The sequence below is a fragment of the Mycobacterium sp. HM-7 genome (assembly GCF_053852335.1).
The window spans coordinates 2,064,306-2,078,601 of record NZ_CM132657.1 but is presented as its reverse complement, the minus strand read 5'-3'; the positions used below and the strand labels follow the sequence as shown (position 1 = coordinate 2,078,601).

The following is a 14,296-nucleotide window of genomic DNA, read 5'->3' as shown; positions in this document are numbered from 1 at the left end:
GTTGAGCGCGCTTCGCGATACCCCATGGGGTATTTCCAGATCGGATCACGACGAGGCTCGACGCGCCGCCCTGTGTGCGCTCGACGCAGCCCATTGGTGGAGGGAGACAACGATGCCAACTGTCCTGGCGAGAATCTGGGTGCCGACGGTAACCGTCGTGGCCGTCGCACTCGGCACGGCAGCGGTCACGGAACTACGAGGCGCTTTCGGCTCCGAACCGATCTTCACCTCGACCGGTACCACTGCCGCACCTCTCGAGCCCACGCACGTCAAACGCGTGGTCTACGAACTTCTCGGCCCCGGCGGCACCACGGGCAGCGTCAACTACCTCGATCAGAACGCCCAGCCGGTGCAGGCTAGTTTCCGCAGGCTGCCGTGGACCATCGAGATCAGCACGACCGCACCGGCGACGATCGCGAGTGTGGTGGCGCAGGGCGACGGCGACCGGCTCGGGTGTCGCATCACCGTGGACGGTGAGACCCGCCAGGAACAGTCCGCAACCGGACGTGATGCCCAACTCTCATGTCTGGTCAAGAACGCATGAGCGGCAACAACTCCCCCGACACCACCGCCCGGCCGGCCTACATGCGGTTCATCCGGCGGTTCGCCTGGCCGATCATCATCGGCTGGCTGTTACTGACCGTCGCCTTGAATGTGCTTGTGCCGCAGATCGAATCGGTGGCCAGAGAACACGCGGTGACGATGTCGCCACAGGACGCCCCGGCGTTGATCGCGGCCAAGAAGATCGGTGCGACCTACCACGAGTCGGATTCCGACAGCATCGCGATGGTCGTCCTGGAAAGCGACCAGAAACTCGGCGCCGAGGCACACCGCTACTACGACGGGCTGGTGAAAGCGCTGCGGGCCGATCCCGCGCACGTGCAGCACGTCCAGGACGTCTGGGGCGACCCGCTCACCTCGGCCGGTGTGCAGAGTCGCGACGGCAAGGCCGCCTACGTCCAGCTGAATCTCGCCGGCGACCAGGGCAGCACGCTGGGCAACGAGTCGGTCGACCGCGTGCGCGAAATCGTCGACCGCGAAAAGCCGCCCCCGGGCCTGAAGGCCTATGTGACCGGGCCGGCGCCGCTCACCACCGACATGAACGAAGCCGCCGACAAGAGCATGCTCACGATGATGGCCGTGACCGGCGTCGTCATCATCATCATGCTGGCCGTGGCCTATCGCTCCGCCGCGACCGTGGCGCTGGTGCTGGTCATGGTCGGGCTCGAGATGGGCACCGCCCGAGGCCTGGTCGCGCTGCTCGGAGACCACGGCCTCCTGAGCTTCTCGACATTCGTGGTCGCCATGCTGTCGTCGCTGGCCATCGCCGCGGGGACCGACTACGCGATCTTCCTGGTGGGCCGTTACCACGAGGCCCGCCAGGCCGGGCAGGACCCGGAAGCCGCCTACTACACCATGTTTCGCGGCACCGCCCACATCATCCTGGGCTCCGGCCTGACCATCGCCGGCGCCACGCTGTGCCTGCACCTGGCGCGGCTGTCCTACTTCAAGGCGCTGGGCATCCCATCGGCGCTGGGGCTGGTCGTGGTTGTCGCGGGCGCACTGACCGCGGCGCCGGCCGTGGTGGCGGTCGCCACCCGCCGCGGTCTGCTCGAACCGAAGCGGACGGCCAAGACCAAGGGCTGGCGGCGCATCGGCACCGCAACGGTCCGGTGGCCGGCGCCGATCTTCGTCGCGTCCCTGCTGGTCGCGCTCGTCGGGATCATGTTCATGCCCACCATGAAGCTGAGTTTCAACGACCGCTTCTACATCCCCCGCGAACTGCCGTCGAACGTCGGATACGACGCTGCCGAGCGCCATTTCAGCGCCGCCACAATGAATCCCGACATCCTGATGGTCGAGGCGGATCACGACATGCGCAACAGCGCCGACATGATCATCTTGGACAAGCTCGCCAAGGACATCTTCAAGCTCCCGGGAATTGCGATGGTGCAGAGCATCACTCGGCCGTACGGCGGGCCGACCGACCACACCTCCATCCCCTTCCAGGTCAGCGCCCAGTCCATTCCGATCCAGCAGAACCTTCAGATCATGAAGGACCGCATGGGCGACATCCTGAAGATGAGCGACGATCTCGGCGGGCTGATCGGACCGATGAAGCGGCTGCAAACCCTGGTGGACCAGATGGGTGGCGCAACGCAGCACCTGGCCACCGACGTGCACCAAATGCGCACGACGATGGGCGAACTGCGCGATAACCTCGCGGATTTCGACGATTTCGCCCGGCCGCTGCGCAACTACTTCTACTGGGAACAGCACTGCACCGACATCCCGGTCTGCGCGGCGACCCGGTCGGTGTTCGACGCGATCGACAACGTGGACACGTTCAGTTCGGACATGGCCGCGCTGGGCACCGACATGGACAGCACCGTGGCGCTGCTGCCGCAGATGAAAGCGCAGTTCCCGTCGATGATCGCGACGGTGGAGTCCATGCGCGGCACGCTGCTCACGCTGCACAGCAGCTTCTCCGGTCTGATCACGCAGATGTCCGCCATGACCGATACCGCGGGCGCCATGGGCCAGGCCTTCGACGCTTCCCGCAGCGGAGATTACTTCTACCTGCCGCCAGAAGCCTTTCAAAATGCCGACTTTCAGCGAGGCCTCAAGCTGTTCCTCTCCCCCGACGGCAAGGCCGCACGCTTCCTCATCACGCACGCCGAGGACCCGGCCACGCCGGGCGGCATCGCGGCGGTCCTGCCGACGCTCGAAACCGCGCATCAATCGGTGAAGGGATCGTCCCTCACCGACGCCAAGTTCTACCTCGCCGGCACCGCCGCGATCTATCGAGACATCCAGTCGGGCTCGCAATACGACCTGCTGATCGTCGGCACCGCCGCGCTGACGTTGATCTTCGTCGTCATGCTGCTCATCACGCGGGCGCTGGTCGCATCGCTGGTGATCGTCGGCACCGTCCTGCTCTCACTGGGTGCGGCGTTCGGACTCTCGGTGCTGGTGTGGCAAGACCTGTTTGGCCTCGAATTGAACTGGATCGCACCGGTTTTCGGCCTGATCATCCTGCTGGCTGTCGGCTCCGATTACAACCTGCTGCTGGTCTCCCGGTTCCAGGAGGAAATCGGTGCGGGGTTGAAAACCGGCATCATCCGCTCGATGGGCGAGACGGGCAGTGTCGTCACCACAGCGGGATTGGTGTTCGCCTTCACCATGATGTCGATGGCGGCCAGCGATCTCAGCTCCATCGGTCAGGCCGGCACGACCATCGGACTCGGATTGTTGTTCGACACCTTGATCGTTCGGTCGTTGATGACGCCGTCGGTCGCGGCACTCCTCGGCCGGTGGTTCTGGTGGCCGCTGCGGCCCCGGCACCGGGCGGCGGCGGCAACTGAACAGCGCTCCCCCGCACCGGTGGGCTGATCAGTCGCCGGGCGTCCGCGCCAGGATCGCCAGCAGCAGCTCGGCGCGGACCCGGGCGATCGCCAGATCGCAACCGAGCAGGGTCTCGGCCGTCTCGATGCGCTTGCGCATGGTGTGCCGGTGCACGCCGACCGCCGCGGCGGCAGATTCCCAGTGGCCGTTGGCTTCCAGGAATGCGCGCAGCGACGTGAGCAATCCGGTGCCGAACTCGGCGTCGTGGTCGAGTACCGGGGTCAGTACGGCCGCCCCGAGCGCAACCAGCACGTCCCGGCTCTCCCCGAATGCCAGCAGCGCACTGCCGGCCAGCGCCGAGAATTCGACCGGCGGCCGCCCGCATTCCGCGACGGAGGCCGCCAACCGCGCGTTGTCGACGGCTTCGGCCAGTTTGGCCAGGGGCTGAATTCCGCTGAGGCCCAGGCGGATGGTCCGGCGCAATGACGCATCGATCCGGGCGACGAGCGCGTCGGCGATCTGCGCGGCCTCCGCCCCGGGCAACAGCACCGCCAGCCACTTGTCGGCGCCGTGCACGAACGCGGGCTGACCTGCCTCGTCCAGCTCATCGAAGATCGCGGCATTCACCTTCTTCAGCAGGTTCGCGGTGTCGGCATCGGCGTTCGTGTCCGAATCCGCCTGAACGACCAGGACCCTGATCCGGCCCCGGTGATCGGCGGCCGGAGACAGCTGCGCCCAGGCCGGCTCGAGGTTGGCCTCACCGGTCAGAATGAGGCCCAGGGCCTGCTCGTTGAGGCGCTGCTGAGCCTCCTTCAACCGCACCGGTTTCTCGAAATCCAACGCGAGCAACGAGTTTGCGTGACCCAACAGCACCTGATCGACCGGGCTCAGAGCCGTCTCGCTGACCACGCCGAGGACGCCGTGCGAGCGGCCACCGACTCGGATGGACTGCTGTGCGACGGTGACGCCTTCAGCCAGCACCGCAACGGCCGACGCCGCGCCGGGTTCGACGGCGTCGCGCACCAGGTTGACGGTGGTGACGTTGAGATTGCGTGGGTGGGACGCGATCACCGTGCCGGACGGATCGAGCACCACCACACTGGCCCGCAACGCCCGGCCCAGTTCGGCGGCAACCTCTTGCGGGCCGCCGCTGACGACGGCCCGGGTGATCCGTGGCTGGGCACGGGACGCCCGCAGCACCGCGTCGTACTGCAGTGCGGCAATACGCGAACTGACCTTCTGCACGACCGCCGCGAACGGCGTCCGCAACGGAATCTCCAGCAGCGGCAGCCCCAACTCCTCGGCGGCGGACACCAGTTCTTCGGGTATCTCGTCGAAGGTGAGTCCGATGCCGAATCCGACTCCGGCGACGCCACTTTCGTGCAGGCGTTGCAAGTAGTGCCGCCGGTCCGCAGAAGCCGGCGGCAGACCGATCCCCGTGGTCAGCACCAGCTCACCACCGGACAGCCATTTGGCCGGGTCAGCCAACTCCGTGGTCAGGACCAAGCTGATCTCGCCACCGACACCGCCGGCACCGCCGCGCAGCCGGATTCGCAGATCGGCCTGGTCCAGCACCCATCGCACCGGAACCGTCACGGGCATGAATGTACAGAATGTCGAAAAATTCCACCGAAAATCCCCGTATTGTCCGATGCTGAGGTGTGTGTCCTGGCGCACACTTGGGCAGCCAGTTGTCTGACCAACTTCACCCGAGGACGGCGCGATGTCGATCGAAACACTGCAGAACTACATTGACGGGCAATTCGTCGCGTCGTCATCGCCGGAGACCATTGACCTGATCAGCCCGGTCGACGAATCCGTCGTGGGACGTTCACCGGTCTCCAACCGTGCCGATGTGGATGCTGCGGTCACGGCCGCCGACCGTGCCTTCCAGACCTGGGGCCGCAGCACCCCCGGCGACCGCCAGCAGGCGCTGCTCAAGCTCGCCGACGCCATCGAGGCCCACGCCGACGAGATCGTCGAGGCCCAGTGCCGCAACACCGGCCAGCCCAAGGCCATCGTGCACGCCGAAGAGGCCATCGCCGGCGCGAATCAGCTGCGCTTCTTCGCCGGCGCCGCCCGGATGGTGCACGGCCTGTCCGCCGGTGAGTACCTGGAGGGCTACACCTCGTACGTCCGCCGCGAACCGATCGGCGTCGTCGGGCAGGTCGCGCCCTGGAACTTCCCCTTCCTGATGGCGATCTGGAAGATCGGCCCCGCCCTCGCCACGGGCAACACCGTCGTCCTCAAGCCCAGCGACACCACCCCGGAGAGCACCCTGGTCCTGGCCCGGCTGAGCAAGGGCATCCTGCCCGACGGCGTGTTCAACGTGATCCTGGGCACCGGCGAGACCGGCGCGGCGCTGGTGGAACACCCTGTCCCAGGCCTGGTTTCGATCACCGGTTCCGTGCGGGCCGGCATCGCCGTCGCAGAGTCTGCGGCCAAGCAGCTCAAGCGCAGCCACCTGGAGCTGGGCGGCAAGGCCCCGGTGGTGGTCTTCCCTGACGTCGACATCGCCAAGGCCGCGGCCGGTATCGCCGAGGGCGGCTGTTTCAACGCCGGCCAGGACTGCACGGCCGCGACCCGCGTGATCGTGCACGAGTCCATCCACGACGAGTTCGTCGCCGCGCTCGCGGCAGCCGCACAGAACCTGCGTCCCGGCCTGCCCGACGACCCTGACGCGTTCTACGGGCCGATGAACAACATCAACCACTTCAACACCGTGATCAAGAAGCTCCAGAGCCTGCCGCCGCACGCCACCGTCGTCACCGGCGGAAAGCAGTGGGGCGACAAGGGTTTCTTCATCGAGCCGACGATCATCAGCGGGGTTCGTCAGGACGACGCGATCGTCCAGGAGGAGACGTTCGCGCCCGTCATCACCGTGCAGCCGTTCTCGACCGACGAAGAGGCCATCGAACTCGCCAACGGCGTGCGCTTCGCGCTGGCGTCCAGCGTCTGGACCAAGGATCACGCCACCGCCGAGAAGTTCACCCGCGCACTCGATTTCGGGTGTGTCTGGATCAACTGCCACATCATGCTCACCGCCGAGATGCCCCACGGCGGCTTCAAGCAGTCCGGCTACGGCAAGGACCTGTCGATCTACGGAGTCGAGGACTACACCCGGATCAAGCACGTCATGAGTGCCCACGACTGATCCGCCGTCACCCTCTCTTCCCCTCCGCCTCGAATTCCACCCTGCCGACAGGAGCCGCACCCATGCCCGACACTTTCCACCCCCTCGACCCGCTGACCGCAGCGGAGTTCACCAAGGTCGCCGAAATCCTCGCGGCAGCACACGGCGTCGGGGACGGCTGGCGGTACACCTCCATCGAGATGGTGGAACCGGCGAAGGCTGACGTTGCGGCATTCGACGCGACCGGCGCGGCTCCGGACCGCCGGGCGCTGGCGACACTGCTCGACACCGCGAACAACAGCACCTACAAGAGCGTCGTGTCGCTGACGGGCGAGTCGGTGCTGTCGTGGGATCACATCCCCGGTGTACAGCCCAACTTCACCGTGGACGAGTGGGAAGAGGCCGACGAGGTACTGCGCAAGAACCCCGACGTCATTGCGGCCCTGGCCAAACGTGGCATCACCGACATGGAGCTGGTGTTCATGGACACCTGGACCTACGGCGACGTGGTGATGCCCGAGAAGTACAAGGACCGCCGTCTGGGCTGGACCGACACCTGGGTGCGCGCCGCCGAGGGCGCCAACCCCTACGCCGGTCCGGTCAACGGCTTCCACTGTGTCATCGACATGAACACCATGGAGCTGCTGGAGATCGAGGACACCTTCACCGTCGACCGGCCGGAGATGATGGGTGAATATGTGCCACAACACATTCCCGAGCGCATCCGCAAGGCCGGCACCCGGGAACCGCTGCAGCCGCTGAACATCACCCAGCCCGAAGGGGTTTCGTTCACCCTCGAGGGCAATCTGCTGAAGTGGCAGAACTGGTCACTGCGGGTCGGTTTCAACTACCGCGAGGGCATGACGCTGCACGCGGTGACCTACAACGACAACGGCAACGTACGGTCGGTGGCCAACCGGATCTCGTTCGCCGAGATGATGGTCCCCTACCGCGACCACTGCACCGACCATTACCGCCGAACGGCTTTCGACATCGGCGAGTGGGGCATCGGCTTCATGACCACCTCCCTGGAGCTGGGCTGCGACTGTCTCGGTGAGATCCGGTACCTGGACGCCGTGCTGCATAACAGCAAGGGCGAGCCGTTCACGATCAAGAACGCGATCTGCATCCACGAAGAGGACAACGCCGTGCTGTGGAAGCACGTCGACCACCACGGCGGTGCCGAAGTGCGCCGCATGCGCCGGCTCACGGTGTCGTTCCACGTCACCGTCGCCAACTACGAGTACCTCACCTACTGGCGGTTCTACCAGGACGGCAACATCGAATGTGAGGTCCGCGCAACGGGAATCATGGTGGTGAGCAACTTCCCGGAGGGCCAGGCCCACCCGCACGGCACGCTGGTCGACAACCGCACCTACGCGCCGTACCACCAGCACTTCCTCGTCGCCCGCCTCGACCTGGACGTCGACGGCACCGACAACACGGTTTACGCCACCGAGACCGAGATCGAACCGATGGGACCGGACAACCCCTACGGCCTGTCGCTGCGGCAGCGCAACACCCCGTTGCGCACCGAGGCCGAGGGTAAGCAGGACATGAACTTCCAGACCCAGCGGGCGTGGAAGGTCGTCAACGACAACGTCCGCAACGGCATCGGCACCGCGCCGGCTTACAAGCTGGTGCCCGGCGGCGCCTTCCCGGCCATGTTCGATCCGAACTCTCCGGTCCTGGCGCGCTGCCGGGCCATCGAGCACACCGTGTGGGTCACCCCCAATTCCCCCGACGAGCGCTGGCCCGCAGGCGAATTCGTCACGCAGAGCAAGGAAGACACCGGCCTGCCGCGGTGGACCGAGGCCAACCGCTCGATCGAGAACACCGACGTCGTGCTGTGGTACGTGTTCGGCATCCACCACATCACCCGGCCGGAGGACTGGCCGATCATGCCGGTCGACACCGTCAACTTCTGGCTCAAGCCCGTCGGCTTCTTCGACCGCAACCCCTCGATCGACGTGGCGCCGACGCCGCCGAAGGCCTGCCACACGTCGACCAATTGTGAAGAAGGCTAGCCCGTGAGTAATCCACGAATCGCCGTCGCATATCTCGCGACACCCGGCGGTGACGACGCCGTCGCCGTCGGGGAGCAGATCGCCCGCACCCTCGGCGCCGAGATCGATCTCTGCATGGTGCTGCCCAGCGACCGGTCGGCCCTCGCCACCACACCCGGCGGCATCCTGCAGCGCGAAGGCGAAAGTTGGCTCGCCGCAGCCGCCGCCAGCGTCCCCAGCGACCTCAAGGTGACCACCCACCTGAGCTTCGACGAGTCCAGCACCGCGGGTCTGATCGCGGCGGCAGAAGCCTCCGGGGCCGAGGCACTGGTCGTCGGCGGCGCCGGCGGTGGCATCGCCGGCTCGCTGTCGCTCGGCTCGGTGGTCAACGATCTGGTCCACGCGTCACCGATTCCGGTGGTCATCGCGCCCCGCGGTGCCCGCCTGAAGCACAATGACCGGATCCGGGAAGTCACCTGTGCCGTCGGCACTCGCCCGGGCGCCAAGCTGCTCTTGGACAGCGCGCTGCGACTGTGCCGGGACACCGGCACACCTCTGCGCCTGGTGTCGCTGGTCGCCGTCGACGACTCCGACGATCTGGAGCTGGCCCAACAGCACGCACAGAACGCCCTGGACCAAGCGAAAGCCTTTCTTCCGGAAGGCATTCCGGTCAGCTCGCGCGTGGCCACCGGCGCCGGCGTCGAGGACGCCGTCAACAAACTCGGCTGGCACGACGGCGACGTGATCATGGTCGGGTCCAGTCGGCTCGCGCAGCCGCGCCGACTCTTCCTGGGGTCGACCGCGGCAAAAATGCTGCGCGTCCTGCAGGTCCCCATGATCGTGGTTCCGAAAGATGAAGGGGCTGATAATGACTGAACAAGTGGCCGATTCCGACCTCGCTCGCGTAGAGCGGGAAGAAGGCCTCGTCGCCAAGGGCCTCGCCGCAGGCAGAATCGGCACCTTCACCGGAGCCATCCTCGGTATCTCGACCGTGGCACCGGGCTATACGCTCACCGCCAGCATCGGGCTGATCGTCGCGGCCGTCGGGCTGAAGATGCCGGCCATCCTGATCGCCGGCTTCATCCCCATGTTCCTGACCGCGTATGCGTACCGCGAGCTCAACTCGCGAGCACCCGACTGCGGCGCGTCATTCACCTGGTCCACCAAGGCTTTTGGCCCGTACGTCGGCTGGATGTGTGGCTGGGGCATGGTGATCGCCACCATCATCGTCCTGTCCAATCTCGCGTCGATCGGTGTCCAGTTCGGCTACGAATTCCTGGGCAACGTGCTGCACAACGAGAAGCTCGCCACGCTCTCGGCCGACAACGTCTGGGTCAACATCGGGTCCACCGTCGCACTGCTGGCCATCGCCACCTACATCTCCTGTCGCGGCATCACGACCAGCGAGAAGGTGCAGTACGTCCTGGTCGGCTTCCAGATGATCGTGCTGGTCACGTTCTCGATCGTCGCGATCGTGCGGTCGGGCGGCGCCGAAGGGCACCTGACCTTCGACATCGACTGGTTCGACCCGTTCACCGGACTCACCATGAGCGCCTTCGTGATCGGCCTGATCGGCTCCATCTTCGCGTTCTGGGGCTGGGACACCTGCCTGACCCTGGGCGAAGAGTGCAAGGATCCCACCAAGGTGCCCGGTCGCGCCGGATTGCTCTGCGTCCTGTCGATTCTGTTGACGTACCTCCTGGTCGCGGTCGCCGTCATGATGTACGCCGGAATCGGCGACACCGGCCTGGGACTGGGCAACAAGGACAACGCGGCCAACGTATTCGGCGCGCTGGCCTACCCGGTGCTCGGCGAATGGGGCGGGCCGCTGCTGCTCCTGGCGGTGTTCGCCTCGTCGATCGCCAGCCTGCAGACCACCGTGTTGCCGGCCGCCCGCACCATGCTGGCGATGGGCACCTACGGCGCGTTCCCCAAGCGGTTCGCCAGCGTCAGCCCGCGCACCCTGTCGCCGGTGTTCAGCACCGTCGTCGCCGGTGTGGTCACCGCCGCGTTCTACACCATCGTGACACTGCTGTCCGAGCGCACGTTGCTGGATACCATTGCCGCCCTTGGCATCATGATCTGCTGGTACTACGGCATCACGGCATTCGCCTGTGTGTGGTTCTTCCGCAAGGAACTGTTCCTCAACGCGCACAATGTCATCTACAAGCTGGTGTTCCCACTACTCGGCGGCGTCATGCTGCTCTCGGTTTTCGTCAAGTCGGTGCTTGTCAGCATGGATCCGACGGCCAGCGGCAGCGGCGCGGAGATCGGCGGCATCGGCCTGGTGTTCTATCTGGGCTTCGGCATCCTGATCTTCGGCGCGGTGCTGATGATCGCCATGCGCGCGTCGCAGCCGGCGTTCTTCCGGGGCGAGACCTTGACGATGGATACTCCCCCGTTGCCCTGAGGTAGTTCGTTCTGACGCGCCCCGTCACGCTTCGGCATGGCGGGGCGCGTTTCCGTTGGCGGGTCAATTCCCTTGTGCCCGTTGACCCTGCATCCTGGGCGCACAAGGCCGAGTAGCGATGTGCGTGGGCGCAGGACCAACGCCATGGCCGGACATCCCCCGGTTCACCCGTCGTAGTCGACCGACACCGTCGGACTGGTCGGATGCGACTGGCAGGTGAGGATGTAGCCGGCGTCGAGGTCCTTCCGGCCAATGGCGAAGTTCTGCTCCATTTCGACCGTGCCCTCGAGCAGCTTGGCGCGGCAGGTGCCGCACGCGCCGCCCATGCACGAGTAGGGCGCGTTGCTGCCGGCCTGCAATGCGCTTTCCAGGATCGTGTCGCCGGCGGCGAGGCCGAAAGTCTGCCTCTTTCCGGACAGTTGGACGGTGACGGCCGCTGCCTGGTAGTCGCGCGCCGGTGTGTCGGTGCGGTCGAAGCCCGTAAACAATTCGAGATGGATCCGCTCCGGCTCGACGCCGTGCCCGATCAGCGTCTCGCGCGCACCGGTGGACATCGCGGCAGGACCGCACAGGAACCACTCGTCGACTGTGTCGGGACGAAGATCCGCCGTCAGCCAGCCGGTCAGTCGTTCCGCATCGATTCGGCCGGAAAGCTTCGGGGTGTGCCGCGGCTCTCCCGACAACACGTGGCGGATTTCGAGGCGGTCGGCATAGCGGGATTCGAGACGGTCGAGTTCGGCACGGAACATCGTCGACTCTTTCGTGCGGTTGCCATAGATCAACGTGAAGCGGCTCTCGGTTTCAATTTCCATGACAGTGGCCAAAATCGACAACACCGGCGTGATGCCGCTGCCCGCCACCAGGCCCACGTAATGCTTCCGCTGCAGCGGATGCAACGCGGAACTGAAGCTGCCCGCCGGGGTCATCACGTCGAGGACGTCGCCGGCCTCGAGCTGATCGGCCACGAAACCCGAGAACGTACCTCCTGGAATGTGCTTCACCGCGATCCGCAGTTGCGCTCGCGTGGCCGGCGCGCAGATCGAGTAGCTGCGACGCACCCCTTGACCACCGAGGTCGGTGCGTACCGAGACATGCTGACCTGGTTCGAATCGGAACTCGTCGCGTAGCGCCTCGGGAACCGCGAAGGTCACCAATGTACTGTCCGCGGTGATGGGGTCGACGGCAGCGACAGGGATGCGGTGGAACACCGCGTGCGGGGAACTCGACCGGGCGGGCATCCGTACCGGCAGCAGCCGTCCCAGCTTGCCGTTCAGTTGCTTCCATTCCCGGAACTCGTCGGAGTCGAGACCGTGCCCGAACACCGTGGAAATCGCGGCGTTTCGGTCCAGGTATGCCTCCTCGTTGCGGCGCCAGGTCTTGGTATACCGGTAGAACGGCACCGAGGGGTGCAGGTGGTGCACGAGGTGGTAGTTCTGCGAGAGCATCAACGGCGTGTAGAGCCACTCCATGCCGACGCGGGTTCTGGTCGCCCGGTAGCGGTCACTGCGTTGGGTGTCCTCGAGACCGTGGTGCGGCATCCAGTCGAACCACCACGCCAAGACCACCACCGCGATCCGCTGCGGGATGATGAAGACGACAGCCAGCGTCCAGAAGTGGCCCGACATGATCGCGACGATCAACCCGGTCACCGAAATGGCCACGCATGCCAGGGTTTCGGCGACCTCGGCCTTGGGGCGACCACCCATCTTGCGGATCAGATAGTTGCCGTAGGAGACATCGAGCACGGCCCAGCGGAACGGCAGCTGCCACACAGGGCCGTGGGAGGCGAAGGTGTCCGGATCGTTCTCGTCGTCGTTCGAATGCCGGTGGTGCTCAATGTGGATGAACCCGAACGACGGAAACGAGATCAGCGGCTGGACGAAGGGCACAGCCAATCGCCCGACCAACCCGTTGACCCAGCGTGTCGAACTGATCGCGTAGTGCACGGCGTCGTGCACGACGGTGAACATCGTGAAGCTCACCACCGCATTGACGACGATGGGGACCCATGTCGGGACGGCCCCGACGAGGTAGCCGGCGGTGGATGCGACGAATGCCACTCCGCCGGCGAGAAACAGCGCCATGGTCGGCCACGCCAGCTTGGGTACCTGCTCCCCCGGATCCGGCAACGCCGTTCGCGCGGCCGCCTCGCTGTCCGTCCGATCAACCACATCAACTGGCGACATTCGACACTCCGTCTTGTCAGGCAACCATCGTTGGTTGCGTCTCGGAGAAAACGCTACGGAGGCCGGGCGCACGATTGAATGTTCCAACGGGACGCCGATTTGGTATTTTCGGACAGTGGGAATGACCCCGGTCTGGGCGGTGCCGCGAGGCACCGAAGGCGTCCGCATCATGGTGCAGGGCGGCATCGCGCATGGGATGACGCCGACGGAGTGTCTCGCGGGCAGCGGACTGACCGAGGCCGACCTGGACGACGAGAACGCCGAGATCTGGGCACACCAGGAATTCGACGTCATCCGTAATCTCATTGCGGGACTTGGCGACCGGCCAGGCGTCGGAATCGACGTGGGACTGCACTCCACGCTGGGACGGGCCGGCCTGCTGGGCTTCCTGATCCTCGCCAGCCCCACGCTGCGACAGGGCGTCGAACTGATCCTGCCCTATCTCGCACTCTCCCCCACCCACTTGCGATTCTCGGTGGAGACCGACGACAACTACGGGTACCTCGTCGCCGATGACAGCGAATTACCCACGGACGTCCGGTCATTCATCGTCGAGCGCGACCTTGCCGGATTCGTCGCCGCGACACAGGGCGCGAACCTCGCGCTGACACCGGCGTGGGCAGAGACGACGCTCGACGCCGATCGCGCCGCGAAGCTCGCCGAGCTGTGGGGGCTTCCCGCATCCGACGTACGTTCCGGCCAGGGCACCAACCGCATCGCCGCCACACATGAAGTACTCGAGATGCCGTCGCCGCTCGCCGACGCGAACACGGCGCGCAAGATCGAGCAGCAATGCCGAGACCTGCTCGAACGCAGGTTGTCGCGTGTCGGCGTCACCGGGCAGGTCCGCAGTCGGTTGCTGCACAACCCCGGTGAGCTGCCGTCGATGCCGACCATCGCCGGCGAACTGCACGTCGATCCACGCACCCTGCGCCGTCGGCTCGCCACCGAAGGCACGTCCTATCGCGCGTTGCTCGACGAGGTCCGCCGCCACCTCGCCGTCGAACTGCTCCAGCAGGACCTGTCGGTGGAGGAGATTTCCCGCCACCTCGGGTACGCCGAAACCGCCAACTTCACCCACGCTTTCAAGCGTTGGGAAGGCACCGCGCCGAGCTACTTCCGCAGGTCGCAGTAGGCGGCTTTCGCAGCGCTCCCACGGATACGACAAAACGGAGTGCGGGCCGCACTTCAAATCGACAATGTGGACATAGTTATC

General features: G+C 65.9%; 9 protein-coding genes. 7 read left to right on the top strand and 2 right to left on the bottom strand.

The genetic code is table 11. The annotated features are described in order from the left end of the window. Window positions 1-112 precede the first annotated feature (112 nt). The gene (locus ACWW1C_RS09955; protein WP_455983276.1) at window positions 113-544 is read left to right on the top strand and encodes an MmpS family transport accessory protein; all 432 of its coding nucleotides are present in this window, start codon (window positions 113-115) and stop codon (window positions 542-544) included. A 41-nt stretch (window positions 545-585) separates the two neighbouring features. Next, window positions 586-3,393: an MMPL/RND family transporter gene (locus ACWW1C_RS09950; RefSeq protein ID WP_455984220.1), complete on the top strand. Its 2,808-nt coding sequence runs from the start codon at window positions 586-588 to the stop codon at window positions 3,391-3,393. Here the strand turns inward: ACWW1C_RS09950 and ACWW1C_RS09945 are convergent, their stop codons facing one another. Continuing rightward, window positions 3,394-4,929, bottom strand: coding sequence for a PucR family transcriptional regulator (locus tag ACWW1C_RS09945; protein ID WP_455984219.1), 1,536 nt, complete (start codon window positions 4,927-4,929; stop codon window positions 3,394-3,396). A gap of 139 nt (window positions 4,930-5,068) precedes the next feature. Here ACWW1C_RS09945 and ACWW1C_RS09940 point away from each other — a divergent pair, with 139 nt between their 5' ends. The 4 genes from ACWW1C_RS09940 (at window position 5,069) to ACWW1C_RS09925 (ending at window position 10,894) form a co-directional block, all read left to right on the top strand. After that, a complete protein-coding gene (locus ACWW1C_RS09940) occupies window positions 5,069-6,499 on the top strand; it encodes a gamma-aminobutyraldehyde dehydrogenase (RefSeq protein ID WP_455983275.1) in 1,431 nt (476 codons plus the stop codon). A 62-nt stretch (window positions 6,500-6,561) separates the two neighbouring features. Then, window positions 6,562-8,505: a primary-amine oxidase gene (locus ACWW1C_RS09935; RefSeq protein ID WP_455983274.1), complete on the top strand. Its 1,944-nt coding sequence runs from the start codon at window positions 6,562-6,564 to the stop codon at window positions 8,503-8,505. A gap of 3 nt (window positions 8,506-8,508) precedes the next feature. After that, a complete protein-coding gene (locus ACWW1C_RS09930) occupies window positions 8,509-9,360 on the top strand; it encodes a universal stress protein (protein ID WP_455983273.1) in 852 nt (283 codons plus the stop codon). Next, the gene (locus ACWW1C_RS09925) at window positions 9,353-10,894 is read left to right on the top strand and encodes an APC family permease (protein ID WP_455983272.1); all 1,542 of its coding nucleotides are present in this window, start codon (window positions 9,353-9,355) and stop codon (window positions 10,892-10,894) included. Before ACWW1C_RS09930 ends, ACWW1C_RS09925 begins: the two co-directional genes overlap by 8 nt. 164 nt (window positions 10,895-11,058) lie before the next feature. On the opposite strand, the gene ACWW1C_RS09920 is transcribed toward ACWW1C_RS09925, so the two are convergent. Continuing rightward, on the bottom strand, window positions 11,059-13,080 hold the full coding sequence (locus ACWW1C_RS09920) for a fatty acid desaturase (protein WP_455983271.1): 2,022 nt from the start codon (window positions 13,078-13,080) through the stop codon (window positions 11,059-11,061). 121 nt (window positions 13,081-13,201) lie between these two features. Between ACWW1C_RS09920 and ACWW1C_RS09915 the strand changes: the two genes are divergently transcribed. Beyond that, entirely contained in the window at window positions 13,202-14,215 is a 1,014-nt protein-coding gene (locus ACWW1C_RS09915) for an AraC family transcriptional regulator ligand-binding domain-containing protein (RefSeq protein WP_455984218.1), read from the top strand. Window positions 14,216-14,296: the final 81 nt, after the last annotated feature.